The organism is Streptomyces sp. NPDC006261, from assembly GCF_040613515.1.
Lineage (GTDB): Bacteria > Actinomycetota > Actinomycetes > Streptomycetales > Streptomycetaceae > Streptomyces.
Genome location: NZ_JBEXSI010000006.1, coordinates 49,991 through 67,488, shown reverse-complemented (window position 1 = coordinate 67,488; position 17,498 = coordinate 49,991). Strand labels below are relative to the sequence as shown.

The 17,498-nt window shown below is 71.1% G+C and carries 14 protein-coding genes; 5 read left to right on the top strand and 9 right to left on the bottom strand.

Annotated features, from left to right (window positions below; all coding sequences use genetic code 11):
• Window positions 1-39 precede the first annotated feature (39 nt).
• The 5 genes from ABZ154_RS05240 to ABZ154_RS05220 all read right to left on the bottom strand — a co-directional run bounded on the left by ABZ154_RS05240 (window position 40) and on the right by ABZ154_RS05220 (window position 6,428).
• Entirely contained in the window at window positions 40-2,001 is a 1,962-nt protein-coding gene (locus tag ABZ154_RS05240; RefSeq protein ID WP_356829199.1) for an acyl-CoA dehydrogenase, read from the bottom strand.
• A 40-nt stretch (window positions 2,002-2,041) separates the two neighbouring features.
• The gene (locus tag ABZ154_RS05235; RefSeq protein ID WP_356829197.1) at window positions 2,042-2,911 is read right to left on the bottom strand and encodes an alpha/beta hydrolase; all 870 of its coding nucleotides are present in this window, start codon (window positions 2,909-2,911) and stop codon (window positions 2,042-2,044) included.
• Between the two features lie 62 nt (window positions 2,912-2,973).
• Entirely contained in the window at window positions 2,974-3,609 is a 636-nt protein-coding gene (locus tag ABZ154_RS05230) for a class I SAM-dependent methyltransferase (protein ID WP_356829195.1), read from the bottom strand.
• A 135-nt stretch (window positions 3,610-3,744) separates the two neighbouring features.
• Window positions 3,745-5,025, bottom strand: a complete 1,281-nt coding sequence (locus ABZ154_RS05225) for a pyroglutamyl peptidase (protein WP_356829193.1) — start codon at window positions 5,023-5,025, stop codon at window positions 3,745-3,747.
• Between the two features lie 191 nt (window positions 5,026-5,216).
• On the bottom strand, window positions 5,217-6,428 hold the full coding sequence (locus ABZ154_RS05220) for an FAD-dependent monooxygenase (RefSeq protein ID WP_356829191.1): 1,212 nt from the start codon (window positions 6,426-6,428) through the stop codon (window positions 5,217-5,219).
• Between the two features lie 85 nt (window positions 6,429-6,513).
• Between ABZ154_RS05220 and ABZ154_RS05215 the strand changes: the two genes are divergently transcribed.
• The gene (locus ABZ154_RS05215; protein ID WP_356829189.1) at window positions 6,514-7,098 is read left to right on the top strand and encodes a TetR family transcriptional regulator; all 585 of its coding nucleotides are present in this window, start codon (window positions 6,514-6,516) and stop codon (window positions 7,096-7,098) included.
• A gap of 218 nt (window positions 7,099-7,316) precedes the next feature.
• Window positions 7,317-7,532 carry a DUF6243 family protein gene (locus ABZ154_RS05210; protein WP_356829187.1) on the top strand — a complete coding sequence of 72 codons (216 nt, stop codon included), beginning with the start codon at window positions 7,317-7,319 and terminating at the stop codon, window positions 7,530-7,532.
• A 300-nt stretch (window positions 7,533-7,832) separates the two neighbouring features.
• Here ABZ154_RS05210 and ABZ154_RS05205 read toward each other — a convergent pair whose 3' ends face one another.
• Window positions 7,833-8,243 (bottom strand): transcriptional repressor, encoded by a 411-nt coding sequence (locus tag ABZ154_RS05205; protein WP_356829185.1) that lies wholly within the window; start codon window positions 8,241-8,243, stop codon window positions 7,833-7,835.
• Between the two features lie 388 nt (window positions 8,244-8,631).
• Here ABZ154_RS05205 and katG point away from each other — a divergent pair, with 388 nt between their 5' ends.
• Window positions 8,632-10,887, top strand: coding sequence for a catalase/peroxidase HPI (katG, locus tag ABZ154_RS05200; RefSeq protein WP_356829183.1), 2,256 nt, complete (start codon window positions 8,632-8,634; stop codon window positions 10,885-10,887).
• Window positions 10,888-11,244: 357 nt separating this feature from the next.
• On the opposite strand, the gene ABZ154_RS05195 is transcribed toward katG, so the two are convergent.
• Window positions 11,245-11,553 carry a hypothetical protein gene (locus ABZ154_RS05195; RefSeq protein ID WP_356829181.1) on the bottom strand — a complete coding sequence of 103 codons (309 nt, stop codon included), beginning with the start codon at window positions 11,551-11,553 and terminating at the stop codon, window positions 11,245-11,247.
• Between the two features lie 198 nt (window positions 11,554-11,751).
• Window positions 11,752-12,156, bottom strand: a complete 405-nt coding sequence (locus ABZ154_RS05190) for an FKBP-type peptidyl-prolyl cis-trans isomerase (RefSeq protein ID WP_356829407.1) — start codon at window positions 12,154-12,156, stop codon at window positions 11,752-11,754.
• Between the two features lie 329 nt (window positions 12,157-12,485).
• Here ABZ154_RS05190 and ABZ154_RS05185 point away from each other — a divergent pair, with 329 nt between their 5' ends.
• Window positions 12,486-12,875 carry a signal peptidase I gene (locus ABZ154_RS05185; RefSeq protein ID WP_356829179.1) on the top strand — a complete coding sequence of 130 codons (390 nt, stop codon included), beginning with the start codon at window positions 12,486-12,488 and terminating at the stop codon, window positions 12,873-12,875.
• Between the two features lie 298 nt (window positions 12,876-13,173).
• On the opposite strand, the gene ABZ154_RS05180 is transcribed toward ABZ154_RS05185, so the two are convergent.
• Window positions 13,174-15,663 carry an alpha-L-arabinofuranosidase C-terminal domain-containing protein gene (locus ABZ154_RS05180; protein WP_356829177.1) on the bottom strand — a complete coding sequence of 830 codons (2,490 nt, stop codon included), beginning with the start codon at window positions 15,661-15,663 and terminating at the stop codon, window positions 13,174-13,176.
• Between the two features lie 738 nt (window positions 15,664-16,401).
• Between ABZ154_RS05180 and ABZ154_RS05175 the strand changes: the two genes are divergently transcribed.
• The gene (locus ABZ154_RS05175) at window positions 16,402-17,484 is read left to right on the top strand and encodes an aldose epimerase family protein (RefSeq protein ID WP_356829175.1); all 1,083 of its coding nucleotides are present in this window, start codon (window positions 16,402-16,404) and stop codon (window positions 17,482-17,484) included.
• Window positions 17,485-17,498 lie beyond the last annotated feature (14 nt).

The following is a 17,498-nucleotide window of genomic DNA, read 5'->3' as shown; positions in this document are numbered from 1 at the left end:
CCGGTGGACCGGGCCCCGGCGGCGGGTGCCGTCGGCCGGTCAGCCCACCAGGTCCGGGGCGCGCAGCATGGCGGCCGGGATGCCCCACGCGTCGACGAGGCCGTCCGCCAGGGGCCGGACCTTGCGGCAGAGGTCGTTCACCTCGCGGGTGATCGCCTTGGAACGCTGGACGGTCAGCCGGCCGTGTTCCATGAACCACGCCCGGTCCGCCTCGATCGTCGAGAGGGCGAACAGGTCACACAGCAGGCCCAGAGCGACCTTGTCGCCGCCCTCGGGCAACGTACGCACCCTGTCGACGAACGCCTCCAGCACCAGCCTCTCGACATGTGCGTGGGCGACGGCGATGACGTGGTCCTGCACCTCCGAGAAGACGGCGCCCGGGTCGCGCTTCCGGTCGATCCCGGCCTTGAGCCTGCGGGCCACCCCGGCGAGCATGTGCTCCTCCCGGTAGCGGAACATGGCCAGCTGGTACTCCGAGTCCAGCAGGCCGGCTTCCTGGTCCCACTCGTCGCCGCCCGGCAGCAGGTCACGTACCCGTTCGAGCAGCTTGTGGGCCGATGTCTTCTCGATGACCGTCTCGACGGCGAGGTTGGTGACGTAGCGGACCATGCCGAGCTGGTCCAGGTCCTCGAACTCGCTCGCGTAGTCGGTGAGCAGGCCCTTGGCGACGAGCTGCAGCAGGACGTGGTTGTCGCCCTCGAAGGTGGTGAAGATGTCGCTGTCGGCCTTGAGGGCGGCGAACCGGTTGACAGCGAGATAGCCGGCGCCGCCGCACGCCTCGCGGCACTCCTGGATCACCCGGGTGGCGTGCCAGGTGGCGAGCGCCTTGGTGCCGGCGGCCCGTGCCTCCAGCCGGCGCCGCCCCTGCGGGTCGTCCTCCGCGCCGGAGAAGACCTCGTGCAGTTGCGTGCGTACGACGTCCTGCGCGAAGTGGAGCGCGTACGTCTGCGCCATGAGCGGCAGCAGACGGCGCTGATGGAGGCCGTAGTCGAGGAGCAGCCGCTCCTCCTCCTGGGAGCCTGCGGCGAACTGCCGGCGCCGCAGGGCGTACTTCGTGGCGACGGCGAGGGCGACCTTGGCGGCGTTGACCCCGGCGCCGCCCACACTGACCCGGCCCTGGACCAGGGTGCCGAGCATGGTGAAGAAGCGGCGGTCGGGGCTGTCGATCGTGCTCCGGTAGACGCCTTCCGGGGTCACGTCGGCGAACCGGTTGAGCAGCGCCTCGCGGGGAACCCGCACGCCGTCGAACCGGATGCGCCCGTTGTCCACGCCGTTGAGGCCCATCTTGCGGCCGTCGTCCTCGATGCCGACGCCGGGCGCCGCCTCGCCGCCGACCCGGATCGGTACGACGAACGCGTGCACCCCCTCGGATGCGCCGCCCACCTCCAGCTGGGCGAAGACGACCGCCAGCTCGCCGTGGCGGGCCGCGTTGCCGATGTAGTCCTTGCGCGCCTGGTCGCCCTCGGTGGTGATGACGAACTCCTGGCCGGCGGCGTCGTACCGCGCGACGGTGCCGAGCGCCTGCACGTTGGAGCCGTGCCCGGTCTCGGTCATCGCGAAGCAGCCCATCAGCTTCCCGGTGATCAGGTCCGGCAGATAGGCCTCGTGGTGGCGTTCGGTGCCCAGGTGCAGGATCGCGCCGCCGAAGAGCCCGAACTGCACGCCGGTCTTCACCAGCACCGACAGATCACCGAAGGCGAGCGTCTCGAACGCGGCGATCGAGGCCCCGACGTCACCGCCTCCGCCGTACCGCCTCGGGAAACCCATGCCGGTCTGCCCCGTCGCCGCCATCTCGACCACGAGTTCGCGCACCCGCTCGCGGTACGCGTCGATGCCGAGCTCCTCGGCCTCCTCGAGGACCGAGGCGTACGTCACCAGGTTGGTGCGGACCAGGTCCCGGACTTCGGCGTACTCGCCGTCCAGGACCTCGGCGAGGGCCTGGACGTCGAGTTCCGGCTGCACGTATCCGGCGGGAGCGGTGGATGTCCTGTCGGTGCTCATAACCTCTCGCTACCCCGCCCGGGAGCGATCACGCGGCAACTCACGCTGCGCCGTCGAGTACCTCACGCAGACGGCGGGCGAAGTCGTCCGGCTTCCCGGGGTAGCCGAACTCCCCGTCGAGGAATCCGCCGTGATGGCTGGGGAACACGGTGACCGGCTGCCCGAGCAGTTCGGCGGTCGCAGCGGAGGTACGCCCGGTCTGGACGGCCCGGGACTCCTCCCCCACGGCGATCACCACGCGGGTGGGGGCGCCGGTGATCGCGGCGACGTCCGGCCGGTAGCTGCTGATCGCCCATGACCGGTCGGACAGCAGCGGATCGTCACGCGATCCGTCGTCCTCGACAGGCATCCCGAACGCGGCCGGATCGGCCTCCGGCTGAGCGAAGTACGCTTCGGTGAATTCGCCTTCCCAGGACGTCATGGCCACGAAGGCGGCCATTCCGGCCCCCCACCCCCGCTTCTCGTACGCGTCCCGGACAGCGGCGCGCGCCCGCACGGCGGCGGGGCCGTCCGGGGTAAGGGTGATGAGCGGCGGCTCGTGGGCGACCAGGACGGTCACATCGTCGGGGTATCTCGCCACGACCGCGAGCGCGGTGACCGCTCCGCCACTGCTGGCGAACATCTCGACCGGACCGGCGCCGATTTCCTGGATCAGGGCGTGCACGTCGTCGGCCTGGGTCCCGGGGGTGTGGTCGACCCGCCCGTCCCTGCGGACGCTGCGGCCGATTCCGCGCGGGTCGTAGGTGACCACCGTGCGCTCGGAGGAACGGGCCGCGAGCGCGGCGAACCCGGTGGCGTCCATGGGCTGCCCGATCATGAACAGCGGCGGGCGGCCGTCGGTGGCGGGCAGCGGCCCGTGCACGTCGTGGACGAGATCGGCGCCGGCTGTCTCGAGCGTGTGAGTCTTCATACCTGGGCAGACCGTCCCCGCCCCGAAAACTCATCGGTCCGGACGGTTCGCCGGGACGGAACTCAGTAGCTGTCCGGTTCCGGACGGATATGCACACTGACGGCGTAGCCGCAGCCCGGAACATAGGGATCGCCGCTCCACGTGGCGTAGCGCTGCCGCAGGGTCAGTCCGGCCCCGTCGCACCACCGGTCGAAGTCCGCCAGGCCGAAGGGCGCTTCCGGCAGCGGCAGGTGCGCGGCGTCCAGTCCCATACCCGTGACGAGCAGGCCGCCGGGCCGCAGCACGGCGGCCAACTGCCCGATGACGGCCGCTTCGGTGCCGGCGGCCAGAAGCGGGATGACGTTTCCGGCGGCCAGCACCAGGTCGAAGTCCGGTTGCAGGCCGAGGGCGTCCGTACGGGTCAGATCCCCGAGGAGCCAATCCTGTGCGGGGGCGTGGCGGCGGGCGACGGCGAGCATCGAGGCGTCGATGTCCACACCGGTGCAGCGATACCCCAGCTCGGCGAGCCGGACAGCGATCCGTCCGGTGCCGCAGCCGGCGTCGAGCACCCGGGCTGCAGGCTCCAACAACGCGGCGCAGAAAGTGGCCTCGCCGTGGATGTCGTGCCCCGATTCGGCAAGGCGCGCGAAACGCCGGGCGTATTCCTCGCCGGCCTGTCCGCCGGTCAGTTCCGCCCAGCGGTCCCGTTTTCCGGTCATGTCGGTGTGCCTTTCCCGGTGATGTCAGCGTGCCTTCTTGGTCGGCCCCACCCGGAGGGAGCGGGAACGTCTTCGAGGGTAGTGCGGTGCCCCCGCACCGTCGCAGTCGTGGGCCGCGCCGGCACCGCGGGTGTTTCACCGGGTCGCACTCACCGCGGTCTTCACCAGCGTCCGTACCTGGCGCACGATGTCCGAGCGGTTGCGCTCGAAGCCGGGGTCGGTGACCTCACCGGTCGCCGGGTTCTCGTTCCCCGCGCCGAACTGCAGGACCGGCGTGTGCAGATGACCGCCCGGCAGCTTCGTCAGCCCCATCCGGTCGCGGAGCAGGGTGGCCCGGTAGGCGATCTCGTTGGACAGGTAGTCGCCGCCGCCCCCGGCTCGCGCGGTGGAACCGGGGGTGGGCCCGTGCGGCCTGGTGACCGGCTGGGTGGTGCCCGCCGGGATCTCGGTGACCTCGGTGTTGTCGTACACGGGGAAGCGCCCCGTGTCCGCTTCGGTGAGCCGACGGTACGGCAGGGTGGTGGAGGTCCACTGCGGCTGCGACGCGGGGTCGGTGACGGGGACGGTCCCGGTGCGCGCGAGGTTCTCGTTGTCGGGGAAGCCACCGCGCCAGGCGCCGTTGGTGCGCTCCACGTCGAAGCGGCCCTGGCGGCCCTGGCTGATGGTGGTGAACGCGTCCACGTACGGCAGGTGCCGGGCGAGGGCCCGCTCGACGGCCCCCTCGGCGAAGTCCGTCCACCGCACCGGGAAGACGGCAGCCTCTATCCGGGCCGGCCCCTCGGCGGTCCGCACCAGGGTGCCGTCCAGGGCGAGCGCGCTCGCACCCGAGGGGTTGCCGATCCGGACGTCCCTGTCCAGGGTGAACGGATCGAATCCGGTGACGAGGATCCGCTTCACCTGACGGCCGGGGTAGCGGATGTCCTGCTGCCCTCGCGAGGAGGTCTCCAGAGCGGTGTGCAGGGCCCTGCGCTGCTGGTCGTCCAGCCCGAACCGGGGCTTCCACGCCCGCAGTTCACGGCTGAGCGCGAGTCGGGCCCAGTACAACGGACGGTCGTCGCCCCGGCTCAGGTCGCCCGCGGCGGGTCCGCGGCCCTGGGCGCGGTCCACGGCGCGCTGCCACAGCGCCGAGGCGTGGCGGTTCACCGCCCGTTCCGCCTGCGCGTGACCGCGGGCGCCCTCCAGGGCGTGGGCGAAGTGCGGGGCGAGGGCGTCGAATCCGCTGCGTCGCAGGATCTCCTGGGGGACGGCCCGGTCCAGGCGCTGCTCCTCGACGGTGGGCTGCGCGGTGCTGCGGGCGGTGCCGGGCGCGGCGTCGTCGGGGGACGCCGTAGCAGGCAGGGCGGAGCCCGCGAGGACGAGCAGGAGCGCCACCCCGCCCAGACCGAGCCGGGTGGTTGCAGGGAACTGGTGCGACACGTGGACCCTTTCGACAGTACGGCTTCGACACAACGGCTTCGACACAACGGTTGGTCGCAGTATCGCGGCACCACCACAGACGCCGCCATCCCGCGGAGTACCGAACGACGATCCAGGACGAGCGCGGACTTGCTCATGACCGTCTCGGCTTCACTCCGCTCCGGGGCCAGGGCTGGAGGTGACCGCGCAGTTCACGGTTGCGCCTCGGTGGTGGCGGATGGGCGCGTGGGCGATGCCGGGCAGGACGGGGGCTGCCACCCGAGGACCGTGTCCAGAGCCCTGGCCGTGACCGCCGGAGGCGTGGCCCGTACGGCGAGGTTCCTGGCGGACACGGCCAGGGGGCGGGAGAGCCGGGCGAGTTCACCGATGCGCCGGGAGCGGCGGCTGACACGGGTGGTGCGCCGGTGTCTGGCCGTCGTGTAGGCGGCGAGGGCAGCCGGTACGTCCGCGTCATCCGCGAGGAGGTGCGCCACGACCACCGCGTCCTCGATGGCCTGGCAGCCGCCCTGGCCCATGTTGGGCGTCATCGCGTGCGCGGCGTCACCGAGCAGGGCCACCCGGCCGGAGTGGAATCGGGGCAGGGGCGAGGCCAGTTCGTAGAAGTCGTGGTGGAGGATGCCGACGGCGTCGGGGTTCCGCCGGCCGAGCCGGTCCAGCAGTGCGGGTATCGGGTCGTGCCAGGCGCCGAAGCGCCGGGTCAGTTCCGCGTGGTGGTCGGCCGGCTTCGTACCGGGGCCGACGGCGGCGGTGGCGTAGACATAGATCCGGCCGTCGACGAGGGGGACGATGCCGAACCGCTCCCCTCGTCCCCAGGTCTCGGCCGCCGACCTGCCCGGCGGGCCGACGCCGGGCAGCACCGCCCGCCATCCGGCCTCACCGGCGTGACGCAGGCCGGGGTGCCGGGGGAAGAGCTGTCCACGGAGCACGCTGCGCATGCCGTCGGCCGCCACGACGACCTCGGCGCGCAGGTCTCCCCCCGACGTACGCACGACCACCGCGCCCCCGGCGTCGTCCACACCGGTCACCGATACACCGAGGCGTACGACGCCGGGCGGCAGGGCGGCGGCGAGGGCGTCGATCAGGAAGCCGCGGTGCACGGCGCACGCGGGAGGCCCGTGGCGCGAGGACATGGCACTGGTGCCGGTTCGGCTCAGCCACGTGCCGTCGGGGGTACGCAGCCCGACCGGACCGAGCAGGGCGTCACCCGCCCACACGTCGGGGCCCAGGCCGATCGACTCCAGGGCGCGCAGTGCGTTGGGGGCGAGCACGATGCCGGCGCCGACAGCGGTGAGGGAGGGAGCCCGTTCGCACACGGTCACGCGCCATCCGCGGCGGCTCAGGGCCACCGCCGCAGCGAGACCCCCGATTCCGCCTCCGGCCACGACGGCATGACGAACACCCATATCGGCCACGTCCCTCACTCACCCGCACGTCCTCTACGCCTGTAGAGGCCAACGTTCCGCACTCTACATCTGTAGAGTGCGGAGCGTGTCCCTCCCCGATCGCCGAGACCTGATCGCCGACGCCGCCATCGACACCGTGGCCGCCGTCGGCCTGCGTGGCCTTACCCATCGCGCGGTCGACACCGCCGCGGCGCTGCCGGCCGGCAGCACGTCGTACTACTTCCGTACGCGGAGCGCTCTGATCAGCGCCTGCTACCTCCGCCTGGCCGCCCTGTCGGTCGCCGACGTGGACCGGTGGGAAACGGAGCACGGGAGCCCGGACCCGGACGCCGCCGCGCAGGCATTGGCCGCACTGCTGCACCACTGGCTGACCGTGGGGCGGGACCGCCAGCTCGCCCGCTTCGAACTCAGCCTGGAAGCGACCCGCCGCCCGGAGCTGCGCGCCGGCCTGGAGACGGCGGGCCTCGCCGCGCGCTCCAGGGCCATCACCCTGCTGGCGGCGCTCGGCGCCCCCCGCCCGGCGCAGGCGGCGGACCTGCTCGTCGCCTGGACCGACGGCCTGTTGTACGACCGGCTCGCCGGCGCACCTGCCGCGAGCCGCCCGGTACCCGACGTGACCGAACTGACCCCGGTCGTCCGGCGCATGCTCGCCGCCGTGCTCGCCGCCTGAGGCACCAGGAGGCCATGGCCACCCTGGGGGGCGCCCCGGTGGGCTGCGAGCAGGCTGGTGCGCGGGGCCGGCGGAACCGGGTAACGTATTTGTCATGTTCTTCCAGACTCCGATTCACGAGTAGGGCGTGACGGGCCCCGGCTGACGCCCTCCGACGTCGCCGCCCGTCCCCCACCGATGAATCCGTAGATCACTTCACATCACTACCGGGAGAACCCATGACCGTGAGCAAGAACATCAACAACCCCGTGGGCATGGGTGGCGGCCAGCGCAAGAAGCTGTCCCGCGCCGAACGGCAGAACAACGGCCCGCACCGCAACCTCGACCGCCAGGGTGCAGCCGCCCAGAAAGCGGAGCTGGTGCGCAAGATGCGCGAGAAGGCAGGCGCGGCTGAGGGCACCGAGCAGGCGGGCGACGACACCGCACAGGGCTGACCCACCTCCGCCGCAGTGCGGCACCGCACGCGGCAGCCGCACATGCGAAAGCCGCAACCGCCCCGAGCTGCACCAGAAGTGTCGCCACCAGCGCGTTCCCCGTGCCCAGCCCGGGGGACCCCGCGGCTGGAGGGCTGCCCCAGGGGCCGGCCGCGCCGCTCACCATCGGCGCCTCACAGCGCAGCCCGTTCACAACGTAGCGCCGTCACCAGCTCGCGAAGCGCCGCGGGCTCACGCCCGTAGGACCCGTCCGACGCCCCGGTCGTACTGGGCGGGGGGCGCGCATCCCGCCGCAGCCGGTCAGGCGCAGGCCGGGCACAAGCCCCGGTAGGTGATCTCCACCGAGCCGACGGCGAACCCGAACCGCTCACCCTCGGGCAGATCACCCAGGGCATCGCCGACCGGGTGGACGTCGCGGACCGTACCGCAGCCGGAGCACACGAGGTGCTGATGGGGGCGGCGCGCGTTCGGGTCGTAGCGCTTGGCCCGGCCCACCGTGGAGACCTCCAGCACCTCGCCGATCGCGACGAGCTCCCCCAGCGTGTTGTAGACGGTCGCGCGGGAGATCTCGGGCAGTCGCGCGGCGGCCCGCAGATGCACCTCGTCCGCTGTCAGGTGCACGTGGTCGCCGTCGAGGACCTCCGCGACGACACGCCGCTGCGAGGTCAACCGCCAGTCACGGCCGCGCAGCCGCTGAAGGAGGTCGCTCATCTCGTCTCACCTGCTCCGGTTCGCGGGGGACGCGCGGCCCCGGAATGATCCGACGGCGCCGCACCCCGGTCGTTATCGTTTTAGCGCACTTCTTGACTTGGACGAAGTCCATCGTAGGATCGATCCCGGCGACATCCAAGAGACAGGAAGGCTCCGGTACGGCAGCAGAGACACGTGACGGGACACCGCCGGTCGGGAGCGCATCGCCGCCCGCCGTCCGAGCATCGTCCTCGTCGCACCGCCCGGGACCGTCCGGCCCGGTGGTCCGTAAGGCCCTCGGGCGACCCTCGGCGAGGCCCTGGCAACACAGGTGCCCCTTCTGCACGGCCCGAATCCTCCTCCCCCGTACAGCGCCCCCACGTCCCGCCGGGGCCGGAAGGATCACCCAATGACCGAGAACAACGAGTCACATGTCTTCGACCCCGTCGTCCCGGATTCGCCTGAGACGGCCATCCCCGAGGTGCCCGAGGCGCAGGCGAGCGGCTGCCCCGTGGCCCACGGCCGCGCGGCGCACCCCACACAGGGCGGGGGGAACCGCCAGTGGTGGCCGGACCGCCTCAACCTGAAGATCCTGGCCAAGAACCCCGCGGTGGCGAACCCGCTCGGTGCGGACTTCGACTACGCGACCGCGTTCCAGGCGCTCGACCTGCCCGCGGTGAAGCGGGACATCGCCGAGGTGCTCACGACCTCGCAGGACTGGTGGCCGGCCGACTTCGGCAACTACGGACCGCTGATGGTCCGGATGGCCTGGCACAGCGCCGGCACGTACCGCATCAGCGACGGCCGCGGTGGCGCGGGCGCCGGTCAGCAGCGCTTCGCCCCGCTGAACAGCTGGCCGGACAACGGCAACCTGGACAAGGCCCGCCGTCTGCTGTGGCCGGTCAAGAAGAAGTACGGCCAGGCGCTGTCCTGGGCCGACCTGCTGATCCTCACCGGCAACGTCGCCCTGGAGACCATGGGCCTGAAGACCTTCGGCTTCGCCGGTGGCCGCGAGGACGTCTGGGAGTCGGAAGAGGACGTCTACTGGGGCCCGGAGACCACCTGGCTCGACGACGAGCGCTACTCCGGCGACCGTGAGCTGGAGAGCCCGCTCGGCGCGGTCCAGATGGGCCTCATCTACGTCAACCCCGAGGGCCCCAACGGCAACCCGGACCCGATCGCGGCCGCCCGCGACATCCGCGAGACCTTCCGCCGGATGGCGATGAACGACGAGGAGACCGTCGCCCTCATCGCCGGTGGCCACACCTTCGGCAAGACGCACGGTGCGGGCCCGGCCGAGAGCGTCGGCGCGGATCCCGAGGGCGCCCCGCTGGAGGAGCAGGGCCTCGGCTGGCGCAACTCGTACGGGACGGGCAAGGGCGGGGACACCATCACCAGCGGTCTGGAGGTGACCTGGACCAGCACCCCGACCACGTGGGGCAACGAGTTCTTCCACAACCTCTTCGCCTACGAGTACGAGCTGACCGAGTCCCCGGCCGGTGCGAAGCAGTGGGTCGCCAAGGACGCCGAGGCGACCATCCCGGACGCGCACGACGCGTCGAAGAAGCACAAGCCGCAGATGCTCACCACCGACCTGTCGCTGCGCTTCGACCCGGCGTACGAGCAGATCTCGCGACGCTTCCACGAGAACCCGGAGGAGTTCGCGGACGCCTTCGCCCGCGCCTGGTACAAGCTGACGCACCGCGACATGGGGCCGATCCAGCGCTACCTGGGCCCCGAGGTGCCCTCCGAGGTGCTGCTGTGGCAGGACCCGCTGCCCGCGCGGACCGGCGAGCTGCTGGACGCCGCGGAGATCACCGCGCTCAAGGAGCAGGTACTCGCCACGGACCTGACGGTGGCACAGCTCGTCTCGGCCGCCTGGGCCTCGGCCGCGTCCTTCCGCGGCAGCGACAAGCGCGGCGGCGCGAACGGCGCCCGGATCCGTCTGGAGCCGCAGCGCGGCTGGGAGGCGAACAATCCGGACGAGCTGGCCCAGGTCCTGCGCGCCCTGGAGGGCATCCAGGAGTCGTTCAACGCCAAGGGCGGCAAGCAGGTCTCGCTGGCCGACCTGATCATCCTCGCGGGCAACGCGGCCGTCGAGCAGGCGGCCAAGGACGCCGGCGTCGAGGTGGAGGTGCCGTTCACCGGGGGCCGGGTCGACGCCACGCAGGACCAGACGGACGTCGAGTCCTTCGCCGCCCTGGAACCCGCGTACGACGGCTTCCGCAACTACGTCGGCAAGGGCGCCCGCCTGCCGGCCGAGTACCTGCTCCTCGACCGGGCCAACCTGCTGACGCTGAGCGCCCCGGAGACCACCGTGCTGGTGGGCGGTCTGCGCGTGCTGGGCGCCAACACCGGCGGCTCGAAGCACGGCGTCCTCACCGACCGCCCGGGCACGCTGACCAACGACTTCTTCGTGAACCTGCTCGACCTGGGCACCACCTGGAAGTCGACGTCGTCGGCGCAGGACGAGTTCGAGGCCCGCGACGCATCCGGCAAGGTCAAGTGGACCGGCACCCGCGCCGACCTGGTCTTCGGCTCCAACTCCGAACTCCGCGCCCTCGCCGAGGTCTACGCGAGCGACGACGCACAGCAGAAGTTCGTGACGGACTTCGTCGCCGCCTGGACCAAGGTGATGGACCTGGACCGCTTCGACCTGGCCTGACGGGTCCGGAGCACGAGTCGGGCCGTAGGGGCCGGTGCGTACGCGCGCCGGCCCCCACGGCACGTTGCCGGGCGTTCGAACCCGGCATCCGGTCAGGTCTGTGCTCCGGCGGCGACTCGGCCCCACCGGCCGAGCGCGTTGTCACGCGCCTACGCCGGTACCGCGGGAAAGACGACCGACGAGCCGTCCCTGTCACGGGCCGTCTCGACCCGTCTCCCCTCGATTCTTCCGGCACAGCCTACGGCCGGCGGACGTGGAGAACAGTCGATTCCCGTTCTTCCGGATCGGATCGCAGCCCCAGGACGTCCGAGGATCTCTGCGGCAAGGCGACGTCAGGGCAGACGGGCGGTCAGCCCCCTACACGAGCGGGCCGTAGCCGTAACGCTGCGGGATCAGACAGGCGTCCTCAGCCGGGGCCAGATCCACGACCGGGGCCAGATCCACGACCAGACGCGCGCCCACGCCCGAGGCCGTGGTGGCGTCCGGAGTCAGGTAGCCGATGCTGCGCAGCTCACCGACCGCCCTACGGAACGCCTCGCGGCCCTCGGCGGCCAGGCGCTCGTCGCGGGTGAGGGCGACCAGCTCACCGATGGCGGGCGCCTCCCCGGAGGCGTAGCCAACCGCGAGTTCGGCCAGGATCCCGCGGGCACGCCACGTCAGGCGCATGTCCCGCATCGCCCGCGCGAACAGGACGGGGTCATGGGCGGGCGTGGCGGGAGGTAGGGGCCACCGCGGGGGAGAGTGTCGGGGTGCTCATGCGGACAAGGGTCCTTCGGTGAGGCTGGATACCTGTGCTGGCCTGAGCGGCGGGGCGGTGTCCAGCAGGTGTCGGGGGGTGGCTTCGCTCAGCTCAGGCCGAGCCCTTCAGGTCCGGCCTCGCTCCGGCGGCCCACCCACCACCGTGAGCAGGTCCACGACGAAGATCAGCGTCGAGCCGGCCGGGATCAGTGGAGAGGGCGACTGCTTGCCGTAGCCGAGTCGCGGGGGAACGATGATCTCACGCCGACCGCCGGCCTTCATGCCCCTCACCCCCCGGTCCCAGCCCTTGATGGCCCTGCCACCGCCCACGGCGAACTTGAACGGACGGTCCTGCTCCCAGGAGGAGTCGAACTCCCTTCCGGAGGCGAACGCCACTCCTACGTAGTGAACCTGGACGACCCGGCCCGGCCGCGCCTCGGGCCCATCCCCCACCACGAGGTCCCGGATCGTCAGTTCGGCGGGCGCCTCCCCCTCAGGAACCTCGATCACGGGTTTCGTCAGTTCGCTCATCACGACCCCATCGCTCACCACCGGCCTCCCTCGCACGGGCCGGCCGGACACATGGACCTTCCATGCGGCAGGTGATCACGCTACGCGGGAGTTCCCCTTCACCGTTCCAGCCGGCTGACCCAGGAAGCTCAGCCGCACCTGCCGCCCCGGGTCGTCCTCTGCCCGGCCTTCGTCGGCGCACAGCCTGACCTCACGGGCGAGCCGGCCGTCGCGGCGAAGTGCGGCCCGGCGATGACGTCGACGGGTTTCCACGACGCGGGGTGAGCCCGGAATGGGCGGATGCCGGCCCGCTCCTACGAGCGAGCGAGCCACTGCTAGCGTGGCGAAGCGTGGATGACAGCGTGTATGTGGGCAACGCGGGCAAGGACGCGGTTCTGGACCGGGGGTGGCTGCTCGGGCACTTCAAGGACGTGGACGATCCGCGCCATAGCCAAGCTGTCGAAATCAAGTGGGGTGTCCACCCCCGCGGCGACGAGCGTGCACAGTGGGTCGAGAACGAGAGACGGACAGCCCTCCTGGTCCTCATCAGCGGGCGCTTCCGGGTCGACTTCCCCGGCCACAGCGTTCTTCTGCAGGAGCAAGGTGACTACGTCGTGTGGGGACGGGATGTCGGTCACTCGTGGCTCGCCGAGGAGGAATCGGTTCTGCTGACCGTCCGCTGGCCTTCAGTGCCCGGATACGCGGTGCCGGAAGGAAAGAGGGGCCGCCTGCCGGGCTAGGTGTACCGACCCGCGCCGTACGGGTCGAGCCCGCCTGCCGCCGCCCGGTGCGATCACCGCCGGAAAGCGAGCGGTCGTCCCGCGCCTGCGGACCGGTACCACCGTTCACGGCGTCAAGCCGGTGAACGCCCCCGGTGCACCCTGAACACCACCGGTGACCACCACCGGCAGCCAGCACGGCTCCCGCCCGGCCCGGTACCGCGACCGGGCGGGAGCCGCCGTTGCATACCCCTCGCCAGGCAGCCTCTGCGGGCGACGCACACCCCAGACACCGCCCGCGAGCACCGGAAGGCGGCCGCTACCGTATGCCGATCCTCAGGAACGTGATCGAGTTGGCGGGGAACGTGTACGTGAAGGTGTCCGAGATCCCGGTCAGGGTCGACTTCACGGGAGCTACGGGAGTGGCTGTCTCGCTGTTCTCGGCGGACGGGGCGGCCGCCAGGGTCGTCACCCGGGCCCGGGAGGCCACCCGCGCACCGCCGAGGTCGACGCTGGTGCGTGCCGCGGCCGGCTGGGCGTTCACGACCTTGACGAGCAGGTCACCGGTCGCCCGGTCCCGGGTGACGACCTGACGGAACGGTTCGGCCACCTGGTCGTCGGTGAAAGCCCCCCACTCCTTGCCGTCCAGGTAGAGGGTCACCTGCCGTCCGCGGACCTTGACCTCGATGTCGTAGGCGCGTCCGGCCTCGATGGTGCCGGGCTTGCTGATCAGTGTCGTCTTCGCGCCGTTGTCGGAGCGCTCGACTCCGTGGGCCGTGTTGCCCCACCCTCCGAGGTTCCACCAGTAGTAGTTGCCGGTGTCCTTGACGCCGAAGGCGACCAGGAATCCTTCAGCGCCTGCCTGCTTGGTGGCCGTCACGTGCAGGTCGTAGTCGCGCCAGGCGCGGTCGCCCGCGGTGACCGTGGTGTTCTCGGCGGCGACGTCCCTCTGGACGTACTGCCCGTCCTGGACGGCCCAGCTGCCGCCACCGGTGTGGGTCCAGGCCGATGCCGGGCCTGAGAAGTCGTCGGTCAGGAGGGTCCTGCCGTCCGCGGCGGTCACCCGTACGTCGTCGTACGAGGCGGCCGTCGCCCACGTCGACAGGCCGACGGCCCCCGAGACGGGTCCGCTGACGGAGGGGGTGGAGGTGGCCTCGGAGGGAACGACCCGGTCACCCACGTTGTTCATGAAGAGCTTCTGGACCTCGTAGTTGGCCGACCCCCAGGACGCGCGGTTGTTGAACCAGATCAGGTTGGGGCGCCACTGCACGTAGTCCTCGTTGGCGAGCACGGGCGCGTAGGAGGCGAGCTTGACGATGTCGGCGTTGCGCTCCAGGCCGGTCATGAACGCGGCCTCGGCGAGACCGTTGCCGAACGTGTTGCCCTGGGAGGCGTACTCACCGAGGAAGACCTTGGGGCCGGAGCGGTCGTAGGAGTCGTAGCGCCGGTTGTTCTCCAGGAACCACTGCGGGCTGTTGTAGTAGTGCTCGTCGACCATGGCGACGCCGGCGTCCCGGTTGAGCTGCCAGAGGGTGTCGAAGGTCGCACCGGATGCGGCCGGTCCGGAGTTGGAGACGACCGTGATCCCCGGGTACTTCGCCTCGATGGCCGTACGGAACTTCGTGAAGCGCTCGAAGAACTCCCGGGGCAGGTTCTCCTCGTTGCCGACCTGGACGTGCGTGAGGCCGAACGGCCCGGGGTGTCCCATTTCCGCGCGCTTACGTCCCCAGGTGGACGTCACCGGCCCGTTGGCGAACTCGATGAGGTCCAGCGTGTCCTGGATGTGCCGCCTCAGTAGGGCGTCATCGACGACGGCCCGGTTCTGACCGCAGCCGGTGACCAGGGCCGGCACGACCGGCAGCGGCATCGCTCCCACGTCCTCGGCGAAGCGGAAGTACTCGTAGTATCCGAGGCCATAACTCTGGTTGTAGCCCCAGAAGTTGGCGTTGGTGGCACGCTGCTCGACCGGGCCTATGGTGTCCTTCCACTGGTAGGAACGGGCTCGCTGCCAGCCGGACGTCTCGCTGTAGTCCTCCATGGAGCCGGTGTTGACCAGGCAGCCGCCGGGAAAGCGGAGGAAGCCGGGCTTCAGCGCGGCGAGCTTCTCCGCAAGATCCTTGCGCAGGCCCCCCGGCTGTTTCTTGTACGTGTCACGAGGGAAGAGGGACACTTCGTCCAGGGCGGCGGCGCCGGTCGAGCCGACGGCGAGCCGGCCGGTGGTGGTGGTGCGCGTGGCGGTGAACGTGGCGCGGTACTGCTTCCAGCCGCCCCTCACGGTCTGCTGCCGGACCGTGGCCAGTGCGCCGCCCGCGTCCTTGAGCGTGAGCGTGAGCGTGGTTCCGGCCTCGGCGCGGGCCCATACCGAGAAGTCGTACTTCGCCCCGCTCCTCAACGACAGCCCGCTGTTGTAGCCGGAGTTGGTCAGGGTCGCGCCCGCCGCCACCCGGGCGTAGTTGCGGTTGTTCGCGTGGAGACGGCCGTCGTCATTCACGACCGTGGCGGATCCGTCGACGTCCCAGGAGGTCAACGAGGTGTAGGCCCGGTTGTCGGCGGCGGAGTATTCGAAGGACCTGTTCTGTACGAGTTCGGCGTACAGGCCCCCGTCGGCGGCCCGGTTGATGTCCTCCAGGAACAGCCCGTACATGGTGTCGTCGATCGCGGCGCCCTGCTTGGTCGGGTCCACGGTGATGGCGTAGTCGGTGACCGGCGCCTCGCCGTGCGCGGGGGCCGGCACGACGGCTGTCGTCATCAGGACCGCGGCGGCCGTCAGGCCGAGCCTGAGGCGTGGGCGGATACTTCTGCGGGACATGGATCCTCCGAGTCGTGGCGCCGGAAGGCGCCGGTCTGGGTGGACGGGTGTCGTCATACGCCCGCGCCGCTGGTCTTGACCTGCAACGCCGAGCTCACTCGCTGCCGACGTGGAGCAGTTCGGCACCGCCGGAAACGGATGACCGGAGCGACTCGGTACGGCCCCGAGGCTGCGGGCTTCGGCCACCGTTTCGGGCTCGGAGCACGCACTGGGCCATCACCACTTCCCGAACGAGGCGTCCTTCGCTGAGAAGGAGGTCGAAGCAACCCGCCGGCGCACGCCGCCGGGCGAAGGCGTCACACGACTACCCCTATGAATTGTGAGCGCTAACTAGTCGCGATCTCAAGACTCTTGCACTCCTCACTAGGGACAACTGCGGAACTGCTGGGGAAGACTTGTTAGCGCAAACGCTCCCCCTTGCCCCCAAACCCCACCACGCGCTTCGGGCCCTTGCGGACGTCCGCTCACCACCACCTCGCCCCACCGGCCGAGGGGCCCCAGCCCTGTCGGCCTCCTCCCGCGACGCCGGCTCCAGGGACAACAAAAGGCGGCTCGGTGCGGCAGACGAGGCACGAGCCCGACCTCGCACACCTGGTGCCGTGAGCGGCACTGGTGAGCCGTCACCTAGCTTGTTATCGTTAACATAGAAATGGTGGGTACTCGGAAGCACCGTCGGAGCGGGCACTCCGGCACCCCGCGCACCCTCCGGCGGCGTCCCCGCTGTGGTTAAGGAGCCCCATGAACCCGTCCCCGCCCCCTTTCACCGGAGGCCCTCCGGTCTGCCGCCCCGACCCCGCAGCCGGGCAACGCTGGACCTTCGGCTTCGCCGGGGGGCTCACGGCGGAGGTGCACACCCACGGCGCCCGCATCCACGGGCTGTGGGTGCCGGACCGGCACGGCCGTACGGCGGATGTCGTCCTCGCCCCCCGAGAACCGCGCGAGTCGACCGCCGCCGCCCGGTACTTCGGAGCCACGGTGGGCCGCTACGCCAACCGCATCGCCCGCGGCCGGTTCACCCTCGACGGCACGCCGTACCAGTTGACCACACAGGAGAACGGCCACTGTCTGCACGGCGGAACCGACGGGTTCGACACCCGGATCTGGGAGGCCGAAAGCGTGCACACTCCGGAGCGGACCGGTGTGCTGCTGCACCTCCGCAGTCCTGACGGCGATCAGGGCTTTCCGGGAAACCTGGACGTGACCGTCAGCTTTCTCCTAGGCCGGAACGACGAACTCACCCTCTCCTACGCAGCGGTCACCGACGCCGCCACACCGGTCAATCTGACCAACCACGCCTACTTCAACCTCGAAGGCGAGGGCGCCGGGGACGTCTTCGGTCACGAGCTGACCGTCGACGCCTCCCACTACACACCGGTCGACGGAGATCTCCTTCCGGCCGGGGAGCATCTCCCCGTCTCCGGCACCGCGTTCGACCTCCGTCGGCCGCTCAAGCTTTCCCAGGCGCTGGCCCGCGCCGAGCATCGGCCCATGGCAGCGGGCGGGGGGTACGACCACAACTTCGTACTGCCCCCGGACGGCGACGGCACGCTGCGCCGGGCAGCCGTCCTCCACGCGCCGGCCACGGGCCGGTGCATGGAGGTGTTCACCACCGAGCCCGGCCTGCAGGTCTACACCGCCGGACAGTTCGACGGAGCCGTTGTCGGCAAAAGCGGAGCGCCCTACCGGGCGGGAGCGGGTGTCGCACTGGAGACCCAGCACTTCCCCGACTCCCCGAACCGTCCCGGCGACCCGTCCACGGTGCTCCGCGCCGGCGATGAGTACCGGTCGATGACGGTCCTGCGTTTCGGTGTCCGCGGCTGACCGAGCGGGAACAT

Excerpts from the sequence above, each read along its gene's own strand:
- ABZ154_RS05240 (WP_356829199.1), bottom strand. The coding sequence starts at position 2,001 with ATGAGCACCGACAGGACATCCACCGCTCCCGCCGGATACGTGCAGCCG.
- ABZ154_RS05235 (WP_356829197.1), bottom strand. The coding sequence starts at position 2,911 with ATGAAGACTCACACGCTCGAGACAGCCGGCGCCGATCTCGTCCACGAC.
- ABZ154_RS05230 (WP_356829195.1), bottom strand. The coding sequence starts at position 3,609 with ATGACCGGAAAACGGGACCGCTGGGCGGAACTGACCGGCGGACAGGCC.
- ABZ154_RS05220 (WP_356829191.1), bottom strand. The coding sequence starts at position 6,428 with ATGGGTGTTCGTCATGCCGTCGTGGCCGGAGGCGGAATCGGGGGTCTC.
- ABZ154_RS05210 (WP_356829187.1), top strand. The coding sequence starts at position 7,317 with ATGACCGTGAGCAAGAACATCAACAACCCCGTGGGCATGGGTGGCGGC.
- ABZ154_RS05205 (WP_356829185.1), bottom strand. The coding sequence starts at position 8,243 with ATGAGCGACCTCCTTCAGCGGCTGCGCGGCCGTGACTGGCGGTTGACC.
- katG (WP_356829183.1), top strand. The coding sequence starts at position 8,632 with ATGACCGAGAACAACGAGTCACATGTCTTCGACCCCGTCGTCCCGGAT.
- ABZ154_RS05195 (WP_356829181.1), bottom strand. The coding sequence starts at position 11,553 with ATGCGCCTGACGTGGCGTGCCCGCGGGATCCTGGCCGAACTCGCGGTT.
- ABZ154_RS05190 (WP_356829407.1), bottom strand. The coding sequence starts at position 12,156 with ATGAGCGAACTGACGAAACCCGTGATCGAGGTTCCTGAGGGGGAGGCG.
- ABZ154_RS05180 (WP_356829177.1), bottom strand. The coding sequence starts at position 15,663 with ATGTCCCGCAGAAGTATCCGCCCACGCCTCAGGCTCGGCCTGACGGCC.
- ABZ154_RS05175 (WP_356829175.1), top strand. The coding sequence starts at position 16,402 with ATGAACCCGTCCCCGCCCCCTTTCACCGGAGGCCCTCCGGTCTGCCGC.